28 protein-coding genes are annotated in these 26,990 nt (G+C 40.7%); 18 read left to right on the forward strand and 10 right to left on the reverse strand.

The window, feature by feature from the left end; translation table 11 throughout:
* Nucleotides 1-113: 113 nt before the first annotated feature.
* Nucleotides 114-857, forward strand: coding sequence for a YciK family oxidoreductase (locus tag HHO47_RS00685; protein WP_169017918.1), 744 nt, complete (start codon nucleotides 114-116; stop codon nucleotides 855-857).
* Between the two features lie 55 nt (nucleotides 858-912).
* Here the strand turns inward: HHO47_RS00685 and rluB are convergent, their stop codons facing one another.
* Together rluB and scpB are read right to left on the reverse strand one after the other, a co-directional pair.
* On the reverse strand, nucleotides 913-1,782 hold the full coding sequence (gene rluB / locus HHO47_RS00690; RefSeq protein WP_169017920.1) for a 23S rRNA pseudouridine(2605) synthase RluB: 870 nt from the start codon (nucleotides 1,780-1,782) through the stop codon (nucleotides 913-915).
* Nucleotides 1,779-2,381 carry an SMC-Scp complex subunit ScpB gene (gene scpB, locus HHO47_RS00695; RefSeq protein ID WP_169017922.1) on the reverse strand — a complete coding sequence of 201 codons (603 nt, stop codon included), beginning with the start codon at nucleotides 2,379-2,381 and terminating at the stop codon, nucleotides 1,779-1,781. Before scpB ends, rluB begins: the two co-directional genes overlap by 4 nt.
* Nucleotides 2,382-2,577: 196 nt before the next feature.
* On the opposite strand from scpB, the gene xthA reads away from it, so the two are divergent.
* Genes xthA through rlmA form a run of 3 tightly spaced genes read left to right on the forward strand, consistent with a single transcriptional unit; the run spans nucleotide 2,578 to nucleotide 4,870 of the window.
* A complete protein-coding gene (gene xthA, locus HHO47_RS00700) occupies nucleotides 2,578-3,384 on the forward strand; it encodes an exodeoxyribonuclease III (protein WP_169017924.1) in 807 nt (268 codons plus the stop codon).
* A gap of 5 nt (nucleotides 3,385-3,389) precedes the next feature.
* Nucleotides 3,390-4,061 carry an energy-coupling factor ABC transporter permease gene (locus tag HHO47_RS00705; RefSeq protein ID WP_211183555.1) on the forward strand — a complete coding sequence of 224 codons (672 nt, stop codon included), beginning with the start codon at nucleotides 3,390-3,392 and terminating at the stop codon, nucleotides 4,059-4,061.
* A complete protein-coding gene (gene rlmA, locus HHO47_RS00710; protein ID WP_169017926.1) occupies nucleotides 4,058-4,870 on the forward strand; it encodes a 23S rRNA (guanine(745)-N(1))-methyltransferase in 813 nt (270 codons plus the stop codon). The genes HHO47_RS00705 and rlmA overlap by 4 nt, the downstream gene beginning before the upstream one ends.
* Here rlmA and yfbV read toward each other — a convergent pair.
* The gene (yfbV, locus tag HHO47_RS00715; RefSeq protein WP_169018238.1) at nucleotides 4,851-5,297 is read right to left on the reverse strand and encodes a terminus macrodomain insulation protein YfbV; all 447 of its coding nucleotides are present in this window, start codon (nucleotides 5,295-5,297) and stop codon (nucleotides 4,851-4,853) included. The genes rlmA and yfbV overlap by 20 nt on opposite strands.
* Before the next feature lie 318 nt (nucleotides 5,298-5,615).
* Between yfbV and HHO47_RS00720 the strand changes: the two genes are divergently transcribed.
* The 11 genes from HHO47_RS00720 to HHO47_RS00770 all read left to right on the forward strand — a co-directional run bounded on the left by HHO47_RS00720 (nucleotide 5,616) and on the right by HHO47_RS00770 (nucleotide 15,381).
* Nucleotides 5,616-6,827 carry an acetate kinase gene (locus HHO47_RS00720; protein ID WP_169017928.1) on the forward strand — a complete coding sequence of 404 codons (1,212 nt, stop codon included), beginning with the start codon at nucleotides 5,616-5,618 and terminating at the stop codon, nucleotides 6,825-6,827.
* Nucleotides 6,828-6,829: 2 nt separating this feature from the next.
* The gene (gene pta / locus HHO47_RS00725; RefSeq protein WP_169017930.1) at nucleotides 6,830-8,980 is read left to right on the forward strand and encodes a phosphate acetyltransferase; all 2,151 of its coding nucleotides are present in this window, start codon (nucleotides 6,830-6,832) and stop codon (nucleotides 8,978-8,980) included.
* A gap of 226 nt (nucleotides 8,981-9,206) precedes the next feature.
* Nucleotides 9,207-9,605: an ACT domain-containing protein gene (locus HHO47_RS00730; RefSeq protein ID WP_169017932.1), complete on the forward strand. Its 399-nt coding sequence runs from the start codon at nucleotides 9,207-9,209 to the stop codon at nucleotides 9,603-9,605.
* On the forward strand, nucleotides 9,605-10,099 hold the full coding sequence (locus HHO47_RS00735) for a PTS glucose transporter subunit IIA (RefSeq protein WP_169017934.1): 495 nt from the start codon (nucleotides 9,605-9,607) through the stop codon (nucleotides 10,097-10,099). The genes HHO47_RS00730 and HHO47_RS00735 overlap by 1 nt, the downstream gene beginning before the upstream one ends.
* Nucleotides 10,100-10,104: 5 nt before the next feature.
* Nucleotides 10,105-10,452: an ArsC family reductase gene (locus HHO47_RS00740; RefSeq protein ID WP_169017936.1), complete on the forward strand. Its 348-nt coding sequence runs from the start codon at nucleotides 10,105-10,107 to the stop codon at nucleotides 10,450-10,452.
* Nucleotides 10,449-11,579: a succinyl-diaminopimelate desuccinylase gene (dapE, locus tag HHO47_RS00745; protein WP_169017938.1), complete on the forward strand. Its 1,131-nt coding sequence runs from the start codon at nucleotides 10,449-10,451 to the stop codon at nucleotides 11,577-11,579. The genes HHO47_RS00740 and dapE overlap by 4 nt, the downstream gene beginning before the upstream one ends.
* A complete protein-coding gene (locus HHO47_RS00750) occupies nucleotides 11,576-12,277 on the forward strand; it encodes a M15 family metallopeptidase (RefSeq protein WP_169017940.1) in 702 nt (233 codons plus the stop codon). The genes dapE and HHO47_RS00750 overlap by 4 nt, the downstream gene beginning before the upstream one ends.
* Nucleotides 12,278-12,447: 170 nt before the next feature.
* On the forward strand, nucleotides 12,448-13,812 hold the full coding sequence (locus HHO47_RS00755; protein WP_169017942.1) for an adenine DNA methylase: 1,365 nt from the start codon (nucleotides 12,448-12,450) through the stop codon (nucleotides 13,810-13,812).
* Nucleotides 13,813-13,820: 8 nt separating this feature from the next.
* Nucleotides 13,821-14,246 (forward strand): YcfL family protein, encoded by a 426-nt coding sequence (locus HHO47_RS00760; RefSeq protein WP_169017944.1) that lies wholly within the window; start codon nucleotides 13,821-13,823, stop codon nucleotides 14,244-14,246.
* Between the two features lie 11 nt (nucleotides 14,247-14,257).
* Entirely contained in the window at nucleotides 14,258-14,893 is a 636-nt protein-coding gene (gene lpoB / locus HHO47_RS00765) for a penicillin-binding protein activator LpoB (RefSeq protein WP_169017946.1), read from the forward strand.
* A gap of 20 nt (nucleotides 14,894-14,913) precedes the next feature.
* Nucleotides 14,914-15,381 carry a glycine zipper 2TM domain-containing protein gene (locus HHO47_RS00770; RefSeq protein ID WP_169018240.1) on the forward strand — a complete coding sequence of 156 codons (468 nt, stop codon included), beginning with the start codon at nucleotides 14,914-14,916 and terminating at the stop codon, nucleotides 15,379-15,381.
* Nucleotides 15,382-15,454: 73 nt separating this feature from the next.
* On the opposite strand, the gene HHO47_RS00775 is transcribed toward HHO47_RS00770, so the two are convergent.
* Both HHO47_RS00775 and HHO47_RS00780 read right to left on the reverse strand, forming a co-directional pair.
* Nucleotides 15,455-16,672: a pyridoxal phosphate-dependent aminotransferase gene (locus HHO47_RS00775; RefSeq protein ID WP_169017948.1), complete on the reverse strand. Its 1,218-nt coding sequence runs from the start codon at nucleotides 16,670-16,672 to the stop codon at nucleotides 15,455-15,457.
* A 153-nt stretch (nucleotides 16,673-16,825) separates the two neighbouring features.
* On the reverse strand, nucleotides 16,826-17,170 hold the full coding sequence (locus tag HHO47_RS00780) for an Hpt domain-containing protein (protein ID WP_169017950.1): 345 nt from the start codon (nucleotides 17,168-17,170) through the stop codon (nucleotides 16,826-16,828).
* Nucleotides 17,171-17,322: 152 nt separating this feature from the next.
* On the opposite strand from HHO47_RS00780, the gene HHO47_RS00785 reads away from it, so the two are divergent.
* Entirely contained in the window at nucleotides 17,323-17,928 is a 606-nt protein-coding gene (locus tag HHO47_RS00785; protein WP_169017952.1) for a tRNA-uridine aminocarboxypropyltransferase, read from the forward strand.
* 79 nt (nucleotides 17,929-18,007) lie between these two features.
* Here the strand turns inward: HHO47_RS00785 and HHO47_RS00790 are convergent, their stop codons facing one another.
* The 3 genes from HHO47_RS00790 to apbC form a co-directional block, all read right to left on the reverse strand.
* Nucleotides 18,008-20,443: a putative bifunctional diguanylate cyclase/phosphodiesterase gene (locus HHO47_RS00790; RefSeq protein WP_169017954.1), complete on the reverse strand. Its 2,436-nt coding sequence runs from the start codon at nucleotides 20,441-20,443 to the stop codon at nucleotides 18,008-18,010.
* 301 nt (nucleotides 20,444-20,744) lie between these two features.
* Nucleotides 20,745-21,332 carry a dCTP deaminase gene (dcd, locus tag HHO47_RS00795; RefSeq protein WP_169017956.1) on the reverse strand — a complete coding sequence of 196 codons (588 nt, stop codon included), beginning with the start codon at nucleotides 21,330-21,332 and terminating at the stop codon, nucleotides 20,745-20,747.
* Between the two features lie 3 nt (nucleotides 21,333-21,335).
* On the reverse strand, nucleotides 21,336-22,415 hold the full coding sequence (gene apbC / locus HHO47_RS00800; RefSeq protein WP_169017958.1) for an iron-sulfur cluster carrier protein ApbC: 1,080 nt from the start codon (nucleotides 22,413-22,415) through the stop codon (nucleotides 21,336-21,338).
* 176 nt (nucleotides 22,416-22,591) lie between these two features.
* On the opposite strand from apbC, the gene metG reads away from it, so the two are divergent.
* On the forward strand, nucleotides 22,592-24,616 hold the full coding sequence (gene metG / locus HHO47_RS00805) for a methionine--tRNA ligase (protein ID WP_169017960.1): 2,025 nt from the start codon (nucleotides 22,592-22,594) through the stop codon (nucleotides 24,614-24,616).
* Nucleotides 24,617-24,846: 230 nt separating this feature from the next.
* On the opposite strand, the gene HHO47_RS00810 is transcribed toward metG, so the two are convergent.
* Nucleotides 24,847-25,200, reverse strand: a complete 354-nt coding sequence (locus HHO47_RS00810) for a terminase (RefSeq protein WP_169017962.1) — start codon at nucleotides 25,198-25,200, stop codon at nucleotides 24,847-24,849.
* Between the two features lie 127 nt (nucleotides 25,201-25,327).
* Nucleotides 25,328-25,978, reverse strand: coding sequence for a signal peptidase I (gene lepB / locus HHO47_RS00815; RefSeq protein ID WP_169017964.1), 651 nt, complete (start codon nucleotides 25,976-25,978; stop codon nucleotides 25,328-25,330).
* Between the two features lie 190 nt (nucleotides 25,979-26,168).
* On the opposite strand from lepB, the gene HHO47_RS00820 reads away from it, so the two are divergent.
* The gene (locus tag HHO47_RS00820) at nucleotides 26,169-26,867 is read left to right on the forward strand and encodes a flagellar brake domain-containing protein (RefSeq protein WP_169017967.1); all 699 of its coding nucleotides are present in this window, start codon (nucleotides 26,169-26,171) and stop codon (nucleotides 26,865-26,867) included.
* Nucleotides 26,868-26,990: the final 123 nt, after the last annotated feature.

The following is a 26,990-nucleotide window of genomic DNA, read 5'->3' on the forward strand; positions in this document are numbered from 1 at the left end:
CCAGTTAAAGTTAACGTAAAGTTTCAAATTTCGCCACCTTATTTTGCAATAAATTCGATAACTTGGTGTTTTGCTATGTTAAAATCAGAAAAATTGATTTTTTGGACCTTTTTATGCAAACCTATAAAGCGGCTGATAATGCCCTACAAGACAAAGTGATCTTAGTAACTGGTGCAGGTGACGGCATTGGTCGAGTAGCTGCAATAACTTATGCCAAGCATGGCGCAACAGTTATATTATTGGGTAAAACCACCAACAAACTGGAAGCCGTATACGATGAAATCATTGCAGTTGGCGGCCCAAAACCTGCGATTGTCCCGATGGATTTAAAAGGGGCAAGCAAACAAAACTTTCGTGATTTAGGCGCTACCATTGAACAGCAATTTGGTAAACTAGATGGCTTGCTCAATAATGCAGGAATAATTGGCTCACTGGGTCCACTTGAGCATTTTTGTTCATCAACGTTTGATAACATCATGAAAGTGAATGTTACCGCTCAAGCGATGATCACAAAATATATGTTTCCAGTTTTACGTAAATCTCCAAGTGCTGCAATTATTTTCACCTCTTCAGGAGTTGGTCGCCAAGGCCGTGAGTTTTGGGGCGCGTATGCCATTTCAAAATTTGCCGTTGAAGGAATGATGCAAACATGGGCCTGCGAAGTAGCTAAAACTAATATCCGGATAAATTGTATTAATCCCGGCGCCACCAACACAGCGATGCGTGCCAGTGTCTATCCCGGCGAAGATCGCGATAAACTAGCCTGCCCTGAAGACTTAATGCCAACTTATTTATACTTAATGAGTGATGATTCAAAAGACGTAAATGGTCAATCATTAGACGCGCAAACAAAGTAATAAACTGAAAACTAAAAAAGCCGCTAATTAGCGGCTTTTTAATACAAGGCAGATATTAACGGCGTTTAGTTTGTTTAACGCGATTATTATGTTTCTTGACTGCTTTACGAATTTGATTAATTTTAGCGCGTTTATCTTTGCGTTTTTCAGGCATAACAGATAATTTTGTTTGCGTTTCACGGCCAAGCTTAACTGTTTTACGTAAGTAATTTACAGTCTCTAAATCTAGCTCAGCCCAGCCACCTTGTGGCAGACGTTTATCGAGCTCTAACTTGCCATAACGAATACGAATAAGACGAGAAACTTCAACATCTTGGGATTGCCATAAACGACGTACTTCACGGTTACGCCCTTCAGTTAGTGTTACATTATACCAGCGGTTAATACCTTCACCGCCCAGTGGTTTAATAGTAAGAAATTTTGCCATCCCATCTTCAAGCTCAACCCCTTTGGTTAAGTTTTTGATAGTTTCTGCTGTTACTTCACCAAATACACGCGCTGAATATTCACGCTCTACCTCGTAACTTGGGTGCATTAAGCGGTTAGCAAGCTCACCATCATTGGTGAACAACATTAAACCCGCGGTATTTATATCTAAACGACCAACAGCAATCCAGCGTTCACCATCAACGCGCGGCAAACGATCAAATACTGTTCTACGTCCTTCAGGATCTTTACGTGTACATAACTCACCTTCAGGTTTGTTATACATAACAACACGGCAGATACGTTCAGCTTTTTCTTCAATTTTTACCGTATGGCCATCAACACGGATCTGGTCGTTTTCTTCAACACGATCACCCAGCTTTGCTACTTTACCATTTACACTGACACGATTTGCATCAATGTATTTTTCCATCTCACGTCGCGAACCTACGCCCGCTCTTGCTAAGACTTTTTGTAACTTTTCACCTTGTATACTCATTCGGATAGTTCTCTCACAGAAGGATCACTCAATAACTGGTCAATTTTACTTTGCTGCTGTTTTGGCAGTGGCGGTAAGTTATCTAAACCTGTTAACGAAAAATAATCTAAAAATTGTTTGGTTGTGGCATATAAAGCGGGCCTACCTGGCACCTCTTTATGACCAACAACATGTATCCACTCACGCTCAAGCAGACTTTTAATAATAGCTGAACCTACAGTCACTCCACGTACTTGCTCTATCTCGCCCCGAGTTATCGGTTGACGATAAGCAATAAGCGAAAGAGTTTCTAATAGTGCACGGGAATATTTAGGCGCCCGTTCTTGCCAAAGGTTATTTAACCAAGGGGCTAAGCTGGCACACGCCTGAAATCTAAATCCACTACCCACTTCAACTAACCGAATACCACGAGTTTGATAATGAATTTGGATCTGTTCAATCGCGAGATTAATACGTGCCATAGACACACTTAACTCAGTTAATACAGTGTCTTTTAAATGCCGTTTACTGACTGGTTTTCCCGCAACAAAAATCGCCGCTTCTATGATCTCAACAAGTTGCTCATCACTGATCCGTTTCGTAGCAGATTTTGTCACCATAAGCACCAAGACGTTGCGGTATATTCAGCACGCTATTATGCCAGATCAATGCAAAGGTTGGAAAAGTTATTCTATAAAAATCTACAGCAGTAGCGATTAAAGCGCTGCTATTGTAGATAAGCGCATGTACCACATGCTAATTAATGATAGAATTTGCCATAATCTGCAAAAAACAACCCTAATTAAAGGTCAAGCCATGAAGGTAATTTCATTTAACATTAATGGGCTGCGAGCTCGCCTGCACCAATTACAAGCAATCATAGATAAACATCAGCCTGATATTATCGGCTTACAAGAAATAAAAGTACATGATGAAGCTTTCCCACTCGACGATGTTCAAAGTATGGGTTACCACGTTTATTTTCATGGTCAAAAAGCGCATTATGGCGTAGCTATGTTATGTAAAACTGAACCTAAATCTGTGGTTAAAGGATTCGCAACCGATACTGATGAATCACAAAAGCGCATGATCAGCGTCACTGTTAGCCAAGAAAATGGCCGTGATCTAACCGTAATGAATGGCTATTTTCCACAAGGCGATAACATTACTCATGAAACAAAATTTCCGTACAAGCGACAGTTCTACCGCGATCTAATGACTCACTTACAAAGCCACCACAGTAACGACGAGGATGTCATTGTCATGGGCGACATCAATATTTCTCCTACTGATCTTGATATTGGCATTGGTGAGGTTAACCGCAAGCGTTGGTTAAAAACTGGCAAATGTTCATTCCAGCCTGAAGAGCGTCAATGGCTTGCAACCTTGCTAGATTGGGGTTTTACAGACACCTTCCGTGAACTTCACCCAGAGACAAGCGAACAGTACTCTTGGTTTGATTATCGCTCTCGAGGCTTTGATGATAATCGTGGTCTACGCATTGATGTTATCCTAGCAACTCCAGCTTTGGCTGCTCGTTGTATTGAGGCAGGTATTGACTATGAACTGCGTGGTATTGAAAAGCCATCAGATCATGCGCCAATATGGTCAACCTTTAGTTAACGCTAATGGATAAGCTAACGACAACTCCGATAATAAGCATTGAACTTCTGGCCATTGCCTGGCTTGTTATCGGCTGTATTTTTTGGTCGAGTGTCAATAAGTCACACTATCAACGTTTAATAACCACGCCAGCCCGTCAAACAGGCCTATTTGTCTGTGCGTTAGCATTTGCCTTATTGTGGCGAATTAAAGCCGGCATATTACCCGGTCTTGAACTGCATATTTTAGGTGTAACTGCCATAACGCTTATTTTAGGCTGGCGCTTTGCATTATTGAGCGCCACCCTAGCAAGCCTGCTGTTAACGGCTTTTAATCAAATAAGCATTGCGCAATTACCTATCCACTTATTGTTAACCGCTTACTTACCCATTTTAGTCAGTTATGGGGTATTTATACTGTGTTATAACCTATTACCACGGCATTTTTTCATTTACATTTTTGTATGTACTTTTATTTGCGCCGCTTTCATCGCCTGCTTTAAGATTATCACCATTAGCTTATTTTATTATTTAACCGGTAATTACAATTGGTTTGAATTAAGTGAAAATTACCTCTATTTATGTGTCATTATTTGCTTTCCTGAAGCGATGTTAAACGGCATGGCTATTACCCTATTGATCACCTATCGCCCACATTGGGTAAAAACATTTTATGATAAGGATTACCTAGACTCATGAGTCTCGATTACCAATGCCCGCTCTGTCAACAATCCCTTGAGTTACATGCCAAAGTGCTAAAATGTATTAACAACCATAGCTTTGACACTGCTAAAGAAGGCTATGTGAATTTATTACCTGTGCAACAAAAGAACTCTAAGCAACCTGGCGATAATCTTGACATGGTACAAGCAAGACGTGCTTTTTTAACCACTGGACACTACCAGTTTTTACAACAAGCCGTTGCACAGCGAGTTGCTCTGCAAGCACCACAACAGGTAATTGATTTAGGGTGCGGGGAAGGTTTTTATACTCATGCGATTGCCAATGCATGTACAGCACACGTTTATGGCGTTGATATATCAAAATCAGCGGTTAAATATGCTGCAAAGCGATACAGTAATTGTCATTTTAGCGTTGCATCAATCAGCCAAGCGCCATTTAATGATGGCTCAGCAGATGTATTAGTGAGCATTTTTTCCCCATTATTTGATACTGAATTGGCTCGATTAGCAAAAGCAAACGCTACTTTGGTAGTTGCAAGCCCAGGCCCTTGGCATTTAAAAGAACTCAAGCACTATATTTACCGAGACGTCAATGCGCATACAGCAATTGCTGCGCCTGTAGGGTTTGAGCTGATAGAGCAAACATTATTAGAACAACAGGTAAGCTTGCCATTTAAAGATGTGAAGAATTTGATCACTATGACTCCCTTTGCTTGGAAGTTTCGCCCTGAACATTGGCAACAATTAGAACAACAAGGTGAGCAAGTTGTCACCCTGTCATTTTATGTTAGTCAATTTAAACGTGTTACAGATTCTCTCGGGTAAACGCGCGGTCCATTTTATCAAACATATCATTGAGTAAATGGGCCAACTCTGCATAACGTGGTTTATCTTTAGAAACATGTCCTTGGTAGCCATTGGCGACCATTTTCGTATGGAGCTCTTTATACCAATGCTTCATAGCAGGCTCAAGTACGGTATCTGCACGCTTACCTAACCACAGCAATCCCTGTAGCGGTAGAGATAAAAAAAACAACGCAATAGCGACTGCTTGAGGTAAAAAACTACTGCCTAAATAATTAATTTGCATAAATAAAGTGAGCATTGCCAAAATCGGCATTACTGTAATTGCCAGCTCGGTGGCTTTGATCACTCTAAACTCCGTGAACAGAGGCGCTAATTCTTTACGCATAGGCCATTTTTTTGCATATTCACGACCAGTTTGGACTTGTGACATCACACTTTTTTGCATCATGACTCCTAAGTGTCGCTGGTATATTTATTAATGTTACCTCAATGAGTGTATCATATTCACGGTAACATTCCTGTGTAAAATCCCTTCCACCTTTTTCGTCCAAAACGTGTTTTTGATCATGGTTTAAACTTACCTTAAAACAATTAATGAGTTAAAATAAGCGCACGTTAAGTCAACTAGACTTTAGTATAGTCATTACAGATATCCATAGCAATTTATCGACCAATGACTCTTTTACTTTAATCACTATGCTCGAGTACTTGGTTATATAACAACTAAGATTAATGCGCAATTGTCAAAAAATGGGATCCTGTTATGTCTTTGCAATCATCACCTCATCATGTTCTTGTACTGAACTGTGGAAGTTCGAGTTTAAAATTCGCTATTTTAGATGCCACCACATCTGAAGAAGTCATTTCAGGTCTTGCTGAACGCCTAGGCTCATCGTCGCCATCAGTGAAATACAAATACCTTGGCAAAAAACAACTAATTGAACTTGCGCCTGATCAAGCTCACAGTGCAGCAATCAACACCTTAGTTAGCCTTATTAACGAACACCATTTAGCTGAAAACCTTATTGCAGTGGGTCATCGTGTGGTTCACGGCGGCGAGCACTTTACTAAATCGGTCCTAATTGACGACGATGTAATTAAAGGTATTACCCAAGCCGCTACTCTTGCGCCATTACATGGGCACGCTAATTTATTAGGCATTGCTGCGGCACAAGCCTCATTCAAGGGACTACCGCAAGTTGCTGTGTTTGATACCGCGTTTCATCAAACCATGGGCAATGTTGCCTATTTATATGCCCTTCCTTATAAACTTTATACTGATTACGGTGTGAGGCGTTACGGTTTTCATGGCACCAGCCATTATTATGTTACAGGTCAAACAGCAGCCCTGTTAAACCAACCTATTAAGCAAAGTAATTTTATTAGTGCTCACTTAGGTAACGGCTGCTCTGTGTGTGCGATTAAAAATGGTAAAAGTGTTGATACCAGTATGGGCTTAACCCCGCTAGAAGGCTTAATGATGGGCACCCGCAGCGGAGATATTGATCCGGGTTTATTTAACTTTTTAACCACCCAACTTAACTACGATGCGCAACAAATTGATGACTTATTAAACCAACAAAGCGGCTTACTCGGTATCAGCGAACTTTCTAATGACTGTCGCACGATAGAAGAAGCTGCTGTAGCAGGAAATGAAAAAGCCATTTTAGCGCTGGAGATGTTTTGTTATCGTTTAGCAAAACAAATAGCCGCATTTATGGTGCCATTACAACGCCTTGATGCATTAATTTTTACCGGTGGCATTGGTGAAAACTCCGATATTATTCGTGATAAAGTAATTACACAGCTGAGCTATCTTGGCCTTGATTGCGACAGTACAGCCAACCTTGCAGCCCGATTTGGCACACAAGGTATTATTAGCAGTCATAATGCAAAAACAAAAGCAGTCGTAATGCCAACAAATGAAGAGTGGGTCATTGCTCTTGATGCCGCCTCAATAGCACAGGAGCTATAATTATGGCACGTCGAATTATGCTAGTACCTATCTCTACTGGGGTTGGTTTAACATCGGTCTCGGTCGGTTTAGTTCGTGCGTTAGAACAAAAAGCGGTCAAAGTTAATTTTTTCAAGCCCATAGCCCAGCCTCGTTCAGGTGAAACTGGGCCTGAAAAATCAACTCAAATTGTCATCCAAGGCTCTTCTATCACACCACCAACGCCATTTGCACTAGACTATGCAGAGCAAATGATCGGGGATGGTAAAGGTGATGATTTACTCGAAGAAATTGTTGAGCGCGTTGAAAATGCCATCGGCAACGATGTGGTCGCAATTATCGAAGGTATGGTCCCCACTCGCCGCCAGCCTTACGCAGGTAGAGTAAACCGTGAAATAGCACAAACTCTTGGCGCAGACATTGTGTTTGTGCTCACTGCTGGTAATGACAGTAATGAGCAAATAGAAGACCGCTTAGAAATTGCAGCTGGGTACTATGGTAGTGTTGACCATGCCCGCGTATTAGGCTGCATTTTTAATAAAGTGAATGCACCACTGGATGATGAAGGCAGAGCACGCGCCGATCTCGTGGAAGCACATAAACCTGACGAACTTGACAATGAGCTCAATCGCTTAGCATCTTTACCTATATTTAGAAAACACCCGTTTATGTTACTTGGCTCGATCCCATGGGATTTTGAGCTGGTTGCGCCGCGCGTTAAAGACTTATGCGCCTACTTAAAAGCTGACGTGATCAACGAAGGTGATATGGCTCACCGTCGGCTACGCCGCGTAACATTTTGCGCCAGAACCGTGTCAAATATCTTAAATCATTTTACCCCCGGCGCACTGCTGGTAACCCCAGGCGATCGTTCAGATGTGTTAGTTGCAGCCTGTTTATCAGCCATGAATGGCACTAAATTAGGGGCTATTTTATTAACGGGTGGTTTTAAACCTGAGCCGAGGATCATGACCTTATGCGAACAAGCGATGGCCACCGGCCTGCCAATCCTCAGTACAGATGCAGATACCTGGCGTACTTCATTGTTACTGCATAACTTTAATATGGAAGTACCGTGCGATGACGTACAACGAATTGATAAAGTAAAGCATCATAATGCCAGCTATATTGATTCTGACTGGTTGGATACGCTCGCTAAAAGTGTCGGCAAAACCCGTAAAATGTCGCCTCCAGCATTTCGTTATTTACTCACGGATAAAGCCCGCCAAGCGGCAAAAACGGTGGTGCTACCTGAAGGGAATGAACCTCGCACAATAAAAGCCGCCGCTATTTGTGGTCAACGTGGTATTGCAAAGACCATTCTATTGGGCGATCGAGGAGAAATTGAACGTATCGCTATACAACAAGGTGTTGAGCTAAACGAAAATGTAACCATTATTGAACCTCATGATGTGATCAACGACTATGTGGCGCCTATGGTTGAAATTCGTAAAAGCAAAGGCCTGACTGAAGTGGTTGCCCTTGAACAGCTCCAAGACAACGTTGTGCTTGGCACTATGATGTTAGAGTGTGGTCAAGTCGATGGTCTGGTGTCGGGTGCAGTAAATACAACCGCCAACACCATTCGTCCGCCGCTGCAATTAATAAAAACAGCACCAGGGTCATCATTAGTCTCATCGGTGTTTTTTATGTTGCTACCTGATCAAGTACTGGTATACGGTGATTGTGCCATTAACCCGGATCCAACCGCTGAGCAATTAGCCGATATTGCCATTCAATCTGCAGACTCAGCCGCCGCATTTGGTATTGAGCCACGGGTAGCGATGATAAGCTACAGCACCGGCACATCAGGCACTGGGGCTGATGTAGAAAAAGTCCGTCTGGCAACAAAGTTAGCGCAACAAAAGCGTCCTGATCTGAACATCGATGGTCCCCTGCAATATGATGCCGCGATTATGGAAAATGTCGCACTTAAAAAAGCACCAAATAGCCCAGTGGCTGGTAAAGCGACGGTGTTTATATTTCCAGACTTAAATACCGGTAATACCACTTATAAAGCGGTACAACGAAGTGCTGATTTGATCAGTATCGGCCCAATGTTGCAAGGTATGCGCAAACCCGTCAATGATTTAAGTCGCGGTGCTTTGGTTGATGATATTGTCTATACCATTGCGCTTACTGCTATTCAGGCGGCACAAGCCGAAAATATTTAACACCATGGGTAAAGTGATTGCATTATGATCACTTTACCCTGAGCATTTTTTTAGCTAATAAAAATTATAAATAAAAATAAATAACTTAGCGTTGTTATACCTCCCTATTCCCAACTTTATCCACAGAAATTGTGGACAACATTGCTCTTTTATTTAAGCAAGATAATCTATACTATTGATCAGTCTACACAGATCGGAAGTTTCACAATTATAAAAGGGGGTAGCAATGTCTAAGCAAACGTTACAGCTGCATAGTACGACCTTGACCATTCATAGCCTTGATGTTGATAGCGAGATCCCCGCAACTTTATTCAAACAATCAATGTTTATTATCGCCAAAACCAACGATGAGTTATCTATTGTTTGTCCTAGCCAGCTCGCTATTGACAGCCTCGATGCTGAGCACGATTGGCGCGCGTTGGAAGTACTCGGCCCACTTGGTTTTTCATTAACCGGAATAATGGCAAATATTTCTGGGGTTTTAGCCAGAGCAAATATCTCTATTTTTGCTATTTCAACCTACGACACCGATTATGTTTTAGTAAAACAACAGCGTATTAAAGATGCCATCAGCGCGTTAAAAAAAGATGGCTATCAGTTTCTCAATGAGCCCAAATTAACATAATGAAATACACGGATATTAGTTATTTACCACAACGTCAGTTAGCGGCTAACAGCATTGCAATTTGTAGCCCTTTTAGTGGTAAAGTTGCCCCATTAAGCGAGCACCCAGAGCCCTTCTTTAGCTACGGCACACTTGGCCCAGGGATTATAGTTGCCCTGAGCAATCATAAAATATTAGCGCCCTTTGATGGTATATTAATGCAAGTAAAAAATGCCGGTACTGAATTTATTTTACAAGCCGACAATGGCTTGAAAGTGCTTCTAAATTTATATTTAGACCAACAGCAACACATTAAACACACTCATATAGCCCAACTCAACGGCAGTAAAATAACCAAAGGGCAACGGCTCGCTTATTTTGATCTTAGAGATCTCACTAGCCCCTTACTTGCTAGCCTTATTTTACTCAACGGGCATCAACTTAAACCAATGCATTATTCTTTATCTCAGGTTACAGCTGGGGTAGATACTCTTTTAACACTAACTAAGAAGTAATTAATATGACGACTCTTTACGGCATTAGTAACTGCGACACTATAAAAAAAGCCAAAAAATATTTAACCAATAACAACATTGACTTTAATTTTCATGATTACCGTAAAGACGGCATAAGCCTTGATATGCTCACTGAGTTTGCAGCGCACCTCGACTGGCAAGATCTGCTCAATAAACGTGGCACAACCTATCGTCAATTATCAGCTGAGCAAAAACAGCATCTTGATAAAGACACTGCCTTGGCAATTTTGGTAGCACAACCGGCAATGATCAAGCGCCCAGTACTTATTTACAACAACAGCTATCATTTAGGTTTTAAACCAGCGCAATACGATGAGATTTTTGCATCATGAATCATCCCGTCATTGAACTTGCCCAAGCCTTGATACAGCGTCGCTCAGTCACCCCTGAAGATGCAGGGTGCCAAACTATAATGAATGAGCGATTGGCACAGCTTGGTTTTAATATTGAATCACTGTTTTTTACCGACACCCAAAATACATGGGCACGTAAAGGCGATAGCTCTCCACACTTTTGCTTTGCAGGTCACACGGATGTAGTACCAACAGGACCAGAAAAAAACTGGCAGCACCCGCCTTTCTCTGGCTTACTAGCCGGTGGCATGTTGCATGGCCGTGGTGCCGCTGATATGAAAGGCTCTTTAGCGGCCATGGTGGTAGCAACCGAGCGATTTGTAACTAAACACCCCGATCATAAAGGCTCAATTTCTTTTTTAATTACCTCTGATGAAGAAGGCCCGTTTATCAACGGCACCACGCGAGTAATCGATACATTAGAGGCTCGAGGTGAAAAAATAGATATGTGTTTGGTCGGTGAACCTTCATCACGAGATGTACTGGGTGATGTCGTTAAAAATGGCCGCCGAGGCTCACTGACTGGCTTGTTAACTGTTAAAGGCATACAAGGTCATGTAGCTTATCCGCAACTTGCCCTAAACCCGATCCATAGTGCAGCGCCAATGCTTACCCAGTTGAGTCAAACAGTATGGGATAATGGCAATCAGTTTTTCCCTGCGACTAGTTTTCAGATCTCAAATATTAATGGCGGCACGGGAGCTGGTAATGTGATCCCAGGCGAGCTTGAAGTGCAATTTAATTTTCGCTTTAGTACCGAAGTAACTCATCAGCAACTCCAGCAACGCGTTAACGACATTTTGGCTGAATACGATTTTGCATACGAGCTTCATTGGATTGTAAACGGTCAGCCATTTATCACCGAAGGCGGTCCGCTTATTGATGCCACGGTTGCTGCGATAAAAGCAGTAACCGGCTTAGACACCGCACTTGAAACCACTGGCGGTACGTCAGATGGACGTTTTATAGCACAAACCGGCGCTAAGGTTATTGAACTAGGCCCACGTAACGACACCATTCATAAAGTCAATGAGTGCGTAAGTAGTAATGATCTCATTGCACTTGCTGCTATTTACGAGCAAATTTTAGAGCAACTTTTAACATGATCCCTACCAAGCTCACATCGCAGCAGTTGGCAGAGTGTGCCTGTGGTAAAGACGAGCTGCTGCTGGTTGATTATCAAGCTCATAAACTGCATAAAGACATTATTGATGACTTTATGCAGTTGCAAAATGCAGCTCGCGATGCAGGCTTTACACTGACGATTGCATCAAGCTTTCGTAACTTTGAACGTCAAGCATTGATTTGGAATGCTAAATTTAATGGTCATCGACCTGTGCTCAATAAGCAGCAACAGCCCGTTGATTTAGCCTCCATGACAGACATTGAAAAATGCCATGCCATTATGCTTTATTCAGCCCTACCGGGAACCAGTCGCCATCACTTTGGTACTGATCTGGATATTTTTGACCAAGCCTGTGTCGCTGATAACTACCAGTTGCAGTTAGAGCCACACGAATACCAAGACAATGGCCCTTTTTCAGCGCTGACAAAGTGGCTTGATAGTCATTTAGAAAAATATGGCTTTTATCGCCCTTATCAACATGATTTAGGCGGCGTTGCACCTGAACCTTGGCATATTAGCCACATAGCGCAATCTGCCATTTTACTGCAACATATGAGTTTAACGGTATTAGCTAATACTATTAATAACAGTCAGCTTGCCGGCAAAGCTGCTATTTTGGCGAATTTGCCGCAACTATATCAGCGTTACGTGCTGAATGTCAGCCCTGCGGCTGTTTAGGCAGTTGAAAAACATAGCGTATAAACCAACCCTCTGGGAGTTTCACAAGAACTTCCTCTCATCATTGTTGGGTGTAAATACCGTGATCACTACGATTTTTTACATTGTTTAACATCTCCTATGGATTAGATTATGCTAACCTATATTAACACTTATAAAAGGAGTGCCATGTGCAACGCAGTGTTATTTTTGGCTTTTGTGTCATGCTAAGTGGATGCAGCACTATTGGGTTTAGTGATCTATTTTCGGATTACGCTACTCAAATGATGCCTGTACGCCAAGCTATTAAGACCAACAATATTGACCAAGCCCAACAGCTATTACCAACTAATGGGCCGTCACATAGTAACTACTTGCTAAATCAATTAGAGCAGGCCCGTTTAAGCAATTTAAATAACCAAAATGAGGCTGCAAAACCACAGTACGAAGTGGTATATCAGCAAATGGAAATAAAACGCCAAGCTGCAAAAATACAAGTAAGCGCAGGACTTGAACAAAGTAACGCCCTTTTAACCAATGATTCTGTCATTGGTTATACGCCAGCGGCTTATGAAATGAGTATGCTGCACAGTTACCAAGCACTTAATTATATATATCAGCATAATCTCGAAGGCGCATTAGTCGAAGTTCGCCGTGCAAATAAAGTACAAACAGATGCGTTAACGGCTAATCAAGACAACATAGATGCCAGCGTAAAAGCAGCACAAAAACATTACCCAAGTATGAATGAGGTGATCAACAACGTAAAAAATGGCTATCAAAATGCGTTTACATTTTATCTATCAGGTTTGCTCTATCAAAGTAATAAGCAATACGATGATGCATATATAGATTATACAAAAGCATTAGAGATCAACCCTGAAAATACCTATTTGCAGCAGATTGTACTGCAATTAGCAAAACAGCAAGGATTTGATCAAGATTTTGCCGAGTATAAAAAACGCTTTGCTGAACCACCAAAAAAAATCGCCAACAGCGGTGATGTTGTGGTCTTGATTGAACAAGGTTTAGTGCCTGAAAAAGATGAATTTGTGTTGCGTCTGCCTATTTATACATCCGGTGGTGATGCCCGTTTTTATAGCTTAGCAATGCCCGTTTATAAAGATAGAGCCTATATGCCAACAGTTAATAAAATTAGTATAGGATCACAGATTTTACCTTTGAGCCCATTGGTAAGAATAGAAGCGTTAGCAGCTAAGACACTTGAAGAGCAAACGCCTGCAAGAGTATCTAGGCAGATACTGCGGCTAGTCGCAAAAGAAAAAGTACGGGCAGAGCTGGCTCGAAGTGGTGGAGATGTCGGTAATATACTTGCGAATCTTTACAATCTAGCCTCTGAACAAGCCGATACTCGCAGTTGGTTAACCTTACCGAATCAGATAAGTGTTGCGCGCGCACAGTTAACAGCAGGAGATCATGTTTTAACACTTGCCAATCACAACGACATAAAATTTACAGTTAGTAAGCAAGGGTTAACCTTGATTTATCTAACCTCTATTAACAACTATTTTAATTCCCATGTAGTGCAACTTTAGGAGCTATCATGAAATATTTAGTGGTATTATTAACTGTCTGTCTACTTGCTGCCTGTACCAATAGACCGACCACATCGGGTATAAGTGTTGAACAAGCTTCAGCGCAATACCAACAACAGTTAAAAGTCGATAACCCTGCGCTAGGTAAAAAACTGGCCATTAGTGATGTAAAGACACGGCAAACGAATCAATTATCTGATGTCGTTGTCACACTTTCGAGTCAATATAAAAAATCACAATATTTACAATATCAATTTACCTGGTATGACGGCGATGGCTTTGTGATCAAAGGCAATCATTCCCCTTGGCAATCATTGACTTTATTTGGCTTTGCAAATGTACAACTATCTGGCCTTGCACCTACATCTGATGCGGTCACATTTTCATTAGCGGTACGTGAAGTATCGACGCAAGCACAAGAATTTAAAGATTAAAGGACACTAAAATGAATACAGTAAACACAACTAAAAAGTCAACGCTTAAAACACTCTCGGGTTTTGCGCTGCTAGGTTTGAGTGCGCTTGCTCTCAGTGGCTGTGCCAATAAAGCAGTGGTTAGCTACGGTGACGCACAAGCCGTAGAAACAACCGATATTAACTTTGGTTCAACCGACTTACAAAAAGTCGCCAGCCAAATGACGGACTCACTACTGGCATCACCCGTGGTCGGCACATTAACAGCAAATACCCGACCAATCGTATTTGTTGAACGTATAAAAAACAAAACCAGTGAGCACATTGATACTGAATCCATTACCGATTCAATTTCAACACAACTATTACGCAGTGGTAAGTTTCGTTTTGTTGATATGGGTCGTGTAGAAGCTGCTCGAAAACAGCTGAACTTTCAAAATAATGATGCCCTAGTAGACCCAACTAAAGCAATTGCATTTGGCCAACAAGTTGGCGCGCAGTATATGCTTTATGGCAACCTGTCGAGCATCGTCAAATCGAATGCCGATAAAGCCGATGTATACTATAAATTCACTATGCGCTTAATGGATTTAAAAAGTGGCTTAGTCGAATGGGCTGATGAAACAGAAATTCGTAAAACCCGTGAAAAATCAACCTTTGGCTGGTAATTCAGCTGAGGAGGTAAATGATGAATAAACTTATACTTGGGCTGTGTACAGCCCTGATCATCAGTAACCCAAGCTTTGCTGCATACGAACGCAATAAAGCCGTGCCTGTACAGCAAGTGCTGTTTGGCAATGTTCAATCTGTACGTAATATTACTGAGCAAGAACTTGTTCAAGACAAAAATAGTGGCTGGAAAACCTTTGGCGGTGCATTACTTGGTGGCGTGATTGGTAACCAATTTGGCGGCGGCAGTGGCCGCACTGCAGCAACTATTTTAGGCTCAGTCATTGGTGGCAGCGTGGTGCATAACAGGCAACAAAGCAGCCATTATAATCAATACCACTTAGTCGAGTTAATGATCAAAGTTGAAAACGGTGAGCAATTTATGGTGGTACAAGACAAAGACAATCAAATGATATTTAGAACTGGCGACAGCGTCCGCTTAGTGTATTTATCAGATAATACCGTCCGCGTTGATAAAGCCTATTAAGCCATTCAATTAAGCTAAAAAGCGAGCCGTCTTGATGCTCGCTTTTTAGTATTTATAACTGGATTGTGATGCGTTAAGTTTGTCTGTAATCGCTGAAAAAGCGTTGCATCTTACTCATCGCGGTCGTTAAATCATCTTTGTTAGGTAAAAACACCAATCTGAAATGATCTGGATCTGGCCAGTTAAATGCTCTTCCGTGAACCAGTAAGATCTTTTCTGCTTTAAGTAAATCTAAAATCATTTTCTCATCATTTTTGATATTAAAACGCTCAGTATCTACTTTGGCAAATGCGTATAACGCCCCTTTTGGTTTGGCACACGAAATCCCCTCTATCGCATTTAAACCACGCCATGCAATATCACGTTGTTCATATAAACGTCCACCGGGATTTATTAAATCATCAATAGACTGTACGCCACCTAATGCTTGCTGAATCGCATATTGTGCCGGTACATTGGCACATAAACGCATAGAGGCTAAAATATCTAGTCCTTTACGTAAATCATCCATCAATGCAGTACGGCCACTTAACACCATCCACCCCATGCGTAAACCTGCTGCGCGATAGGTTTTGGCTAGGCCATTAAAAGTAATGATCGGCACATCATCACACAGCGCACCAATGGAGCTGTGCGTGATCCCATCGTATAAAATCTTCTCATAGATTTCATCACTCAACAGCAGTAATTTATGTTCACGTGCTATATCTATTAACTGCTGTAAAAGTGCGTCATCATATACTGCACCAGTCGGATTATTAGGGTTGATCAACACTAATGCTTTTGTTTTTGAGGTGATTTTACTACGAATATCTGCAATATCAGGGAACCAATCTTGCTCTTCATCACATAAATAATGGACTGGATTGCCACCCGCGAGTTTGACTGAAGCGGTCCACAATGGATAATCAGGTGCAGGGATCAACACCTCATCATCATTATTAAGCAAAGCTTGGGTCGTCATTTGAATTAATTCACTGACCCCATTACCTATATAAATATTATCGACGTCAAGGTTATATAAACCGCGCTGTTGGTAGTGCTGGTAAATAGCCACCCGGGCTGAATAGAGGCCTTTCGAGTCACAGTAGCCTTGGGCTGAATACAAGTTACGAATAATATCGCGGTGCATATCTTCTGGCATATCAAAGCCAAATGCCGCAGGATTACCAATATTCAATTTTAAAACTTTTTGGCCTTCATCTTCCATTTTGCGAGCCTGAATTAACACCGGCCCACGAATGTCATAACAAACGCCTTGTAATTTATGACTCTTTTTAATTTCTGACATTTTTACCTCTACTAGTGGAACAACTAGATTAACCTAGTAAAGGGGCTAAATACCAGTGGATTTAATACCATAAAACTGAAATAAATTCACGTCTGAGCAATATACCCAAACCACCTCAAGAGGTGAGTTTCAGTTGGTCGTTTAGGTATATAACTAACGCTTTTTTAACCAATCGGTTAACTTGGCTTTTGAGCCAGCAACTTGGCTGTCAAGTTGTTGTGCTGCCTCAAGTGCCTGGGAAACATCATTATTATTTAAACTTTGTTCAATTTCTCTGGCCACCTGAGATAGACTACTAGCACCAAACTGCGCGGCATTTGATTTTAAACTATGAGCATGGCGGCTTGCGACTTGGATATCACTATGAATTGTCGTTAATACTTCAGAGCCTAATCGTTCAAACTCAGTACAACAAAAAGTCAGTGTATCACTAAATTGCTCACCTAATAATGATTCCATACTTTCCAATGCGCTTTCATCAATGACTATCGTGTTCATTATTTATCCTTTTGGTGTTTAGCAACACTAAACCAGTAACTTATACTTATTTATATACTTTATCCCCCTATAGAAAAAAAACCAACTAATAGTCTCATTAAGCGTATAATAAGCTAGTTTTTCAACTAATTGCTATTAATAAAGATTCTTTTATGTCCCGTTCTTTATGTGTTAATTGTAAATTTAGTCTACAAACGTGTCTTTGTGAAGATTTGTCGATACTGGACAATAAGCTCAAAGTTATAATTTTGCAGCATCCTAGTGAAGTAAAAATCACTAAAAACACCGCCCGTTTACTCACTCTATGTTTGGCGCAATACGATATCATGATAGGAGAAACGCAGGCTGATTTTACACAATTAAACGCACTACCCGTTGCCACAACCGCTTTACTCTACCCTGATGATAATGCCCTCAGGCTGGATAATGAAAGTACCGCAACACAGCAATTTAAAAGCCAGTTAAGTCATCTAATTGTACTCGATGGCACCTGGAAAAAAGCATTTAAAATCATGCAACTTACCCCTACCCTTACAACTTTTAAAAAGGTCAGCTTTACGACGATCCCACAAAATCGCTATCGCATTCGCAAAGCTCCTCGAGCAGATAGTCTCTCTACATTAGAAGCAGTCGCACATAGTTTAGCCTTGATTGAACATATAAATCCGGAACCTCTGTATCACGCACTGGAAGCGCTCAACAGCAAACAAACCCAGTTTATGCCTGAGCATGTTAGAGCACGTTATCAAGCCAAATGAATGCCAGCAATCGCTTAAAGCGCGGGTTTTACCGCCAAGGGCCGGACTATCGAATAGCTTAAAATTTGTAATAACGCGCTCAATAATTATTTTTCCCAATTAGGTCAACTACTTTTCCAAGATCATTAACAAATACGGTGGTATTTTCAAGATTTGCTCCAAGCCACTGCATGTAATTTTCAAACGGTAATGGTCGTGAAAAGAAATATCCCTGGCCAACTTCACAGCCATAGCTTTGTAATTTAGCCATACTTTGGCTATCTTCAACTCCTTCGGCAACTACGTATGAACCCAGTGATTTAGCAATATCACAGGTGGCACGACAAATTGTTTGGTCATTTTTAGAGTATTCAATATTCATTACAAATTGCTTATCTATTTTTATCTCATCAAAACCCATTTTGCTCAAATAGGCGAGTGACGAATACCCTGTGCCAAAGTCATCAATTGCTATTTTAACGCCAATTAAACGGTAATCATTCAGCGCATTTTTTATATCAACACCCTCAAAGAGGGTTGCCGACTCCGTTAGTTCTAACATTATATTAGCCGGATTGAGCTCATACTCATTCAACAAAGTTATAAATAACACCGGTAAATCTTTGCGCAGCAAATCTTTAGCCGAAATATTAATTGATACTATATGCTGAGGTAATAATACCGTCATTTTCTTTTGATATTGCAGTGCTTGTGTAATAACCCATTCAGTTAAATCTGAAATTATTCCTGATGATTCAGCAATTGGGATAAATAAATCAGGGGGAACATTACCCAACTGTGGATGCTCCCAACGTAATAAAGCTTCCGCACCGTGTACTTTACCGGTATTTAGATATATCTGCGGTTGAAAAAACAAACTAAGCTGGTCGAATTCAATGGCTTTTTTTAGAGCAGATGCAATTGCAATACGCCGTTGCGATAACGCCACATTCTCTATATCGAACATATGCCAGCGTTCACCATAGAGTGGTTTAACCGCCAGTGCCTGCAGACCTCGTTGAACTAGTTGTAATGAGGTACTTGCATGTAGTGGGTAATTCGCCACACCAATTTCCACTTTATCAATTAAGTGAATGCGTTTATGAGTGAGTCCCTCAGCAAAGACGCTATTGATCACACATACAAACTGCTCTACTTGGCTTAATTCTAACTTGCCAACTATCACGACCCCATAGGTGCTGTCATCTAACCTAGCAATACAACGACTACGTTGAAGATTAGCTTCAATACACAACACATTCATTGATGCTAATTGCTGAGCTAATTTGCCCATGGTCACTTGTATCTGCTCATTTACATGCTCATAGCCAAAATTTGCCCGAGCATTAATCAATACCGCAGGCCTAAATAACAGTAAAGAATGATCTGTTGCTACTTTCACCTGACTACCAAGACACTTTATTAATAACTGTTTATTAGGTAGTTTGGTGTCTTCATCATGAGTGAGACTATAACTATATTGCTTAACACGTTTACGCTCATGGTTTAATAACAGCATCACAAAAGTAATTACATTTAGCACCAGTAACATATCATTAAGTTGCTGTATCTGTGCACCTGCCACCAGCGTTGCTTGCCAGCATAAAGTTTGCAAAGTCACTGCAAACCAGATCAGTACAAACTTAAATTGCATCACCTTTTTAGTATTACTAAGCCAATAAAAGAATAAATAACTCAGCACCACTAACATAGAACCCAAACACACAGTTACTACAGCAAACTGCACTGATTGCTTCATAAAACAGCTAAAGAGTGCTGCAACACAAAATAAACTTAGATAAACTGTTAATTTACCTTGTCGCGTATTTAAAAGATTTTGCGATTGTAAATAATAAATAAAGTAAAAGTTCACCACCCCTAAGGCTATAACTTGAAATGCAAACTGTAACTTTGTATACCATAAAGATGCAAATTCAATATTAAAGTAATTCAACACCCCTTTTGCTATTAAAAACTCGCTTAACACACACACCAGGTAAGCAAGTAAATAAAGCGATTTTGCTTGATGAGATAAACCATATACAGTGCCAACCACGGCAAGACACAGCAGTAATAGCCCCGTAATTAAAAAGAAATTTCGCAGCTTCGTGTTTATCAAATTGGCAAATTCATCACCCGTTGCAAGGCCAATGCCCACCCTGTCATCTTCACTATGGCGAGTGTAAATTACAGCCCAACGAGCCTCGCCTTTAACTAACAGTGCGTGAGGCAGTACTTTATCAACATAACGATATGCATCATTTTTTACTTCAACTAACGGGTTGAAACTCTCATCAAGAATATAAAAATTAAGCTGTGCTAAATGGGAATTGTCTGCATAAATCACTTCAACCTTTGATTGTGACCATTTATTTAAATCAACAATAAACCAATAGCCTTGCTCTGCCTTGATACGAACATGTGATAAATCTGTTTTTGAATCTGTAGTTACAACTTGCTCTAGTAGGGGTTTAGTAGTTTGAAAAGGCGTATTTGCTGGCACTAACCAACCGCTGGCAGACACTTCATCAGCCATCACAGACGCTGTAGCAATAATGCTAAACAGTATTAAAAAAATCTTTATACAATATGCTCGCGCAAATATGCTTGCCTGTTCCACTATCACTCCGTGTGCATTGAACAAATAGTAAATTATAAAAAGATAATTAAAGTATGGAGGTATTAAATGAAATAGCCAGTAAATAACCTGAACTGTGGATAATATATCAATAAAATGCTTAATCAGTTTTTGTGGTAATAAAATCTAATGATTGTATTTCCAAGTAATAAAAAAGGCCTATCAAGTGATAAGCCTTTATTTTAAAAATATATTTTAATTAGTTACTATCATCACTAATACGACTTGCGACTGCGCTGGTTTGATCTTTATATTTGGCATCTTTACGCGTATTGTACGGATTTTCAGCAGGACCAGACATAGTCTCAAAGCTCATAGCACCGATTTTCATCATTGGTCGCAATGCCAACGGCAATTTACCGGAGTTATAAAACTCTAACACGATATTACCAGACCAACCGGGATCAATCCGATGAGCCGTCACATGCACCATTAAGCCAAGACGTGCCAAAGATGAACGGCCGTCAAGCCAGCCGACAATATCTGCCGGTAACGTAACTTTTTCATAAGTCATCGCCAGGGCTAATTCACCGGGGTGTAAAAAGAATGCATCGCCCTCTTTTAGCACAATTTCATCGCTCATTATTGATTCCATGGCTTTATTTAGCTGATCTTTTGGACCACTTAAATCAACATACGCTGCAGTATGATCTTGAAATACACGAAACTTATTACCTAAACGTAAATCTGCCGTTACCCCAGAAATCATTTCATCGGCCGGACTTGGCTCAATAATAATACGCTGTTGGGCAATATACTCTTTAATATGGGTATCTGATAATCTCATTAGTTAATCATCCGTAATCACAATTTCGACTGAATTATGATGGGGTTGTTGATAGTAAAGCGTACTGGCAATTAAACGCGCAGTATCCGCATAAGTTTTACTCACCGCAGCTTGGTTATCCATGGCAATTAATTTGCCTTGCTCTGAGTATTCGCGAATATCAATCGCCAAAGGAATTTGCGACAACACCGGCACGCCATGACGTTGAGCTAATTTTATTGCGCCATCCTTGCCAAATACATGGTTTGGTTCGCCGCAGTGTGAGCATAAAAAATGACTCATATTTTCAATCAAGCCCAATACTGGCACATTCACTTTATTAAACATGGCAATACCTTTTTGCGCATCAGCAAGTGCTAAATCTTGCGGAGTCGTCACAATTACCGTGCCACTGGCAGGCACTTTCTGACTCATAGTAAGTTGGATATCCCCAGTTCCTGGTGGCATATCTACAATCAGGTAATCAAGCTCACCCCACGCAGTTTCATTTAACAGTTGCGTTAATGCGCCCGACGCCATCGGTCCGCGCCAAACTGTGGCATCACCACTAGGCACTAAAAAGCCAATGGATTGTGCTTTGATGCCATTGGCGTCAAATGGTAGCAGTTGTTTATCATTTTTAGCTGTGGGCGTTACTCCTTCAAGGCCTAACAACATTGGAATAGATGGGCCATAAATATCCGCATCTAAAATCCCCACTTTCGCGCCTTCAGCTTGGAGTGCGCCTGCTAAATTTACCGCGGTGGTTGATTTACCCACACCACCTTTACCTGATGCAATCAACACAATATGTTTTATTGCTTTGAACTTACATACTTCAGTCAGCTCAATGCTTGCGGTAATTGTCACTGCTTGATTAAGTTGTTGGCTTACAAACGCTGCTACCTTTGGCATTTCAGATAACGCAGCAAATGGCAGTGTTAAATAAAGCAATATTGATTTATCACTTTTTGATTCAATGCTTTTAATGAATTTTTCATCAATGCCGACAGCAAAAGCGGCACTGCGATACCCTGCTAAGGCAGTAATAATCGGTTGTTTTTGCACCGATTTAGAGGAGAATAGTTTCGACAATCCAAACATAACAATAAAATAGTGTTTCTTTGATGAAAATTGCCTCGGAATTATGTAACATTCAGGGCATTAACACCAGTCAATTAATGAAAATCGGCCAACCACCAAGGTGTTTCCTTTAGGTTTGCTGATAATATTATGATTTTCATCCGTTCCTTAACAGGAACCGTCAATTCGGAATGATTATGGCACAGCGAAAGATCCTCATTACCAGTGCATTACCTTATGCCAACGGCCCAACCCATTTAGGCCATTTATTGGAATATATTCAAACAGATATCTGGTCACGTTTTCAAAAACTACAAGGCCACGAAGCTTATTATGTTTGCGCCGACGATGCCCATGGCACACCAATAATGCTAAATGCGCAGAAGCAAGGGATCACGCCGGAAGAAATGGTAAAAAATGTCAGCATTGAACGTCAACGCGACTTTGCTGATTTTAATATCAAATTTGATAACTACCACAGCACCCACAGCCAAGAAAATAAAGAATTAAGCGAACTGATTTATAATCGCTTAAACGATGCCGGTCATATTAAAAAGCATACTATTTCACAGTTGTTCGACCCTGAAAAAGGCATTTTCTTACCCGATCGTTTTGTAACAGGCACTTGCCCAACCTGTAAGTCTGAAGACCAAAATGGCGACAGCTGCGACGCATGTGGTGCAACATATAGCCCAACAGAGCTTATCAACCCGCGCTCTGTGATGTCAGGTGCTGAGCCAGTACTTAAAGACTCTGAGCATTACTTTTTTGACCTGCCAGCATTTGAAGGCATGTTAAAAGAATGGCTTCACTCAGGCACTATTCAGCAAGAAATGGCCAACAAGTTAGACGAATGGTTTGCCGATGGCCTCCAGCAGTGGGATATCAGCCGCGATGCGCCCTACTTTGGCTTTGAAATCCCAGATGCACCAGGTAAATACTTTTATGTATGGCTTGATGCGCCAATTGGTTACATGGCCAGCTTTAAAAACTTATGCGACAAACAAGGCATCGACTTTGATGCATTTTGGCAAGAAGGTTCTGACGCTGAGCTTTATCACTTTATCGGTAAAGATATCATCTATTTCCACAGCTTATTTTGGCCAGCAATGCTTGAAGGCGCAAAATTCAGAAAACCAACCAATGTATTCGCGCATGGTTTTGTAACGGTTAATGGCGCGAAGATGTCTAAATCAAAAGGCACGTTTATTAAAGCGCGTACTTATTTAGACAACCTCGACCCTGAGTTTTTACGTTATTACTACGCAGCAAAACTTAACAGTGGTATTACCGATCTTGATTTAAACCTTGAAGACTTTGCACTGCGCGTTAATTCAGACTTAGTTGGTAAAGTAGTTAATATTGCTAGCCGTTGCGCTGGTTTTATTACTAAAAAGTTTGACGGCAAGTTAAGCGACACGGTAATGGACCCTAAATTATTAGCTGAATTCCAAGCAGCTACCGATACCGTAGCGCAACACTATGAAAACCGTGATTATAGCCGTGCAATTCGTGAAATAATGGTGCTTGCTGATAAAGCAAACCAATTCATTGATACCGCCGCACCATGGGTATTAATTAAGGACGAGACAAAACAAGAACAAGCGCATCAAGTGTGTTCGCTTGGACTTAACTTATTCCGCGTATTAATGACTTATTTAAAGCCAGTCCTACCGGGTATGGCAGCCAATGTAGAAGATTTCTTAAATGATGATTTATCTTGGCAAGGCGCGCAAACTGCGCTTGTTAGCCACCCTATCAATAAATTTAAGCCGTTAATGCAACGCGTCGAAATGGATAAAGTGAACAAAATGGTCGAAGAATCAAAAGAAAGCTTATTAGCAGCAAAAGACAAAATCGATCCAAACAGCCCACTGGCAAAAGAGCCAATTGCTGATGAAATCGAATTTGACGATTTTGCAAAAGTCGATTTACGTGTAGCGAAAATAGCCAAAGCAGAGCACGTTGAAGGTGCTGACAAGCTACTTAAACTAACCCTCGACTTAGGCGGCGAAACACGCCAAGTGTTTGCTGGTATTAAATCAGCTTACGCGCCAGAAGATATTGAAGGCAAACTAACGGTGATGGTTGCCAACTTAAAGCCACGTAAAATGCGCTTTGGCATGTCAGAAGGTATGGTACTAGCAGCAGGCCCTGGCGGTAAAGAAATTTACATTCTCAACCCAGATGATGGTTCAGAGCCTGGTATGCGTGTAATGTAATTAGCTTACACATACGAATAATACAGCCGTTGCTTTAAAACAACGGCTTTTTTAATTACCACAACCAATAACCTTCCAATCTAGAGACAATAAAATGTGAGAAGTGGAAACCGGTTAATTGTTACTCTGCACTTGCTCATACCTTACGTATGACAATGAAGCACTATCACAAATAAATGAAAGCGCATAGCTCTTTGATAGTGTGAAGGTTGGAGATCTCCAATTACCGGTTAGAGTTCTGGATCCTGAAATGCTCTGTACCATCTCCCCGTAAACACAAATTTTGGAAACGTGTAAAACTGCTCGAGCACAATACGTATGACCGCATTTTTGAAACTTGTAAACGGTTCCGCCGGATGTATTTCCTTGCTGTGTCCCATACCTTGTAGACCAAATGACAAGGCCATGATAAACAAAGAGCTAAGTGCAGAGCTCAAATCGCACCAAAGTAAGGATAGCAAAAAAGACGCAAAGCCTATAACAAATAATGGTACAAATACGATATGAATTAGCAGATTTTTTCGTGATTGATGGAACTTAGAATATCCTTCCCATTGCCATTTGATTATTTCACTAAATCGCATATTTCCTCCTTGAATTATAACAAACCTGTAGAGCAACACGTTTTTAATATATGTATGAACCATAGCCGAGTTCCTATTTTGATTCAATCGGTTACTTCGATTTCACGTAAAATATATAGGTACGCTATTACTGTAATTCTTTTAGAAGCCTATTTTTACGTGGTAAATAATAGTAATCGTAATCAAGAGATACGATCACTCGCTTAGCTCTACCAAGCAATTCGGCTCTGGGAACTAAACCTATCACTCTGGAGTCAGCACTATTATCACGGTTATCACCCATTGCTAAGTACATATCTTGAGGGATGATAACGGGTGCAAAATTTTGTATTGCAGAGCGCTGTTTAGACAATTTAACTGCATGCTTTATACCATTTAGGTTCTCTATTGCTACGCGATTTATTGCGGTTTCACTCACAGGGTCGTAATTTAAATGTTTACCATTTATCACTAACTGATTATCGACCAAAGCTACCCTGTCACCGGGTACACCTATAACCCGTTTTATCAACCGATTTTGCGCTGCAACAGAATCAAATACAATAATATCTCCGGCCTGTGGCTCTGCTAGTTTCAACAATGAAATTTTCGAAAATGGCACTCGTAAATCATAGGCCATTTTATCTGTCAATATACGGTCGCCCTCAACAATGGTTGGCTTCATTGAGCCTGTGGGTACTTCGTACCAGTCAGCCACTGCACTTCTAAACACACACATAAGCGAAATAAATACGATTAGAGAGCGGTTATTCTTCCATATTTTATGAAGGTATTTCATTATATTGATCCATTCAATTTACTGGTCTTAGATAGACACATTCTGTACTTATCCGTTCAGTTAACTTTGTAACAAAGTATGTCTTTGTGCTACTTAAAATAAGCTTTTAATACCACTCGTTTGTCGTAGTGATTTTTTAGCTCATTTAAAGGATACTATTTGGAAACAAATAATAATTACTACAAAATATATGGAAATTACTCAAGCCAAAGCAACTCTCGATAGCAAAGCCAAATTTTGTTTAGACCTCTTACCTGGCAAAATAATTGATATTCAATTTACTAACCCATTAACTGTCAGATTTAAATTGACCTTAATTGGCTATGAGGCAGGTAAGTACTTAATTTTAAAGTACCCTCCCCAAGCAAAAAACAGTCAGTATAGCGATGTGTTAAAAGAAGGTAATGGCGCAATAGTACGTTACATTGTTGAAGGTGAACGAGGTGAGTGTGTAGCATTTTCAACGACAATTTTAGCCATTGCCGTTCGACCAGAAAAATTAATCTATCTTAGTTACCCTAAACAAATTGAAAGCCGACAACTACGTGAAGTCAACCGATTACAAACCCATATTCCAGCCAAAATTAGTATCAACAAAGATCAAAGCTTTGACAGCGAAAATCTACTGCAAGGGATCATCATTGATATTTCCACCACCGGTTGTCGCTTTACCGTACATGTTAACTCTGGGTTCTTGGCTCTTAAAAAACGCCAAGTCTTCGTGCACTTACTATCCCCCATAGACAATGAAGCTGTAGTGATAAGCGCTCATGTACGAAATAACCAAATGCAAGGCAACCGCTTAAATGTTGGGATTGAATTTGCAGGATCAGAGCAGCAAAAAATGCATAATTTACTAGCCGCATACGCAATTGATATTGGCCAATGAGTACCCTTTCAATATGAAGTTAATTAAACCTACAGTGAATCATCTAATAACAATGAAAGGTTGGTTTTCTAATGAACAAGAACTAACCAATTGGTCAGGTCCAAATTTCAGGTTTCCCCTTAA

It is taken from the genome of Pseudoalteromonas arctica (genome assembly GCF_012927645.1).
In the GTDB taxonomy this organism is placed as follows: domain Bacteria; phylum Pseudomonadota; class Gammaproteobacteria; order Enterobacterales; family Alteromonadaceae; genus Pseudoalteromonas; species Pseudoalteromonas arctica_A.

Coding starts and splice junctions, on each gene's coding strand:
- dapE (WP_169017938.1), top strand. CDS start 10,449: ATGAATCATCCCGTCATTGAACTTGCCCAAGCCTTGATACAGCGTCGC.
- HHO47_RS00760 (WP_169017944.1), top strand. CDS start 13,821: ATGAAATATTTAGTGGTATTATTAACTGTCTGTCTACTTGCTGCCTGT.
- HHO47_RS00820 (WP_169017967.1), top strand. CDS start 26,169: ATGGAAATTACTCAAGCCAAAGCAACTCTCGATAGCAAAGCCAAATTT.
- apbC (WP_169017958.1), bottom strand. CDS start 22,415: ATGTTTGGATTGTCGAAACTATTCTCCTCTAAATCGGTGCAAAAACAA.
- HHO47_RS00705 (WP_211183555.1), top strand. CDS start 3,390: ATGGATAAGCTAACGACAACTCCGATAATAAGCATTGAACTTCTGGCC.
- rluB (WP_169017920.1), bottom strand. CDS start 1,782: ATGAGTATACAAGGTGAAAAGTTACAAAAAGTCTTAGCAAGAGCGGGC.
- lpoB (WP_169017946.1), top strand. CDS start 14,258: ATGAATACAGTAAACACAACTAAAAAGTCAACGCTTAAAACACTCTCG.
- scpB (WP_169017922.1), bottom strand. CDS start 2,381: ATGGTGACAAAATCTGCTACGAAACGGATCAGTGATGAGCAACTTGTT.
- pta (WP_169017930.1), top strand. CDS start 6,830: ATGGCACGTCGAATTATGCTAGTACCTATCTCTACTGGGGTTGGTTTA.
- rlmA (WP_169017926.1), top strand. CDS start 4,058: ATGAGTCTCGATTACCAATGCCCGCTCTGTCAACAATCCCTTGAGTTA.
- HHO47_RS00775 (WP_169017948.1), bottom strand. CDS start 16,672: ATGTCAGAAATTAAAAAGAGTCATAAATTACAAGGCGTTTGTTATGAC.
- lepB (WP_169017964.1), bottom strand. CDS start 25,978: ATGAAATACCTTCATAAAATATGGAAGAATAACCGCTCTCTAATCGTA.
- HHO47_RS00730 (WP_169017932.1), top strand. CDS start 9,207: ATGTCTAAGCAAACGTTACAGCTGCATAGTACGACCTTGACCATTCAT.
- HHO47_RS00785 (WP_169017952.1), top strand. CDS start 17,323: ATGTCCCGTTCTTTATGTGTTAATTGTAAATTTAGTCTACAAACGTGT.
- HHO47_RS00740 (WP_169017936.1), top strand. CDS start 10,105: ATGACGACTCTTTACGGCATTAGTAACTGCGACACTATAAAAAAAGCC.
- HHO47_RS00750 (WP_169017940.1), top strand. CDS start 11,576: ATGATCCCTACCAAGCTCACATCGCAGCAGTTGGCAGAGTGTGCCTGT.
- HHO47_RS00735 (WP_169017934.1), top strand. CDS start 9,605: ATGAAATACACGGATATTAGTTATTTACCACAACGTCAGTTAGCGGCT.
- dcd (WP_169017956.1), bottom strand. CDS start 21,332: ATGAGATTATCAGATACCCATATTAAAGAGTATATTGCCCAACAGCGT.
- HHO47_RS00720 (WP_169017928.1), top strand. CDS start 5,616: ATGTCTTTGCAATCATCACCTCATCATGTTCTTGTACTGAACTGTGGA.
- xthA (WP_169017924.1), top strand. CDS start 2,578: ATGAAGGTAATTTCATTTAACATTAATGGGCTGCGAGCTCGCCTGCAC.
- HHO47_RS00780 (WP_169017950.1), bottom strand. CDS start 17,170: ATGAACACGATAGTCATTGATGAAAGCGCATTGGAAAGTATGGAATCA.
- metG (WP_169017960.1), top strand. CDS start 22,592: ATGGCACAGCGAAAGATCCTCATTACCAGTGCATTACCTTATGCCAAC.
- HHO47_RS00770 (WP_169018240.1), top strand. CDS start 14,914: ATGAATAAACTTATACTTGGGCTGTGTACAGCCCTGATCATCAGTAAC.
- HHO47_RS00790 (WP_169017954.1), bottom strand. CDS start 20,443: ATGGCTGATGAAGTGTCTGCCAGCGGTTGGTTAGTGCCAGCAAATACG.
- yfbV (WP_169018238.1), bottom strand. CDS start 5,297: ATGCAAAAAAGTGTGATGTCACAAGTCCAAACTGGTCGTGAATATGCA.
- HHO47_RS00810 (WP_169017962.1), bottom strand. CDS start 25,200: ATGCGATTTAGTGAAATAATCAAATGGCAATGGGAAGGATATTCTAAG.
- HHO47_RS00685 (WP_169017918.1), top strand. CDS start 114: ATGCAAACCTATAAAGCGGCTGATAATGCCCTACAAGACAAAGTGATC.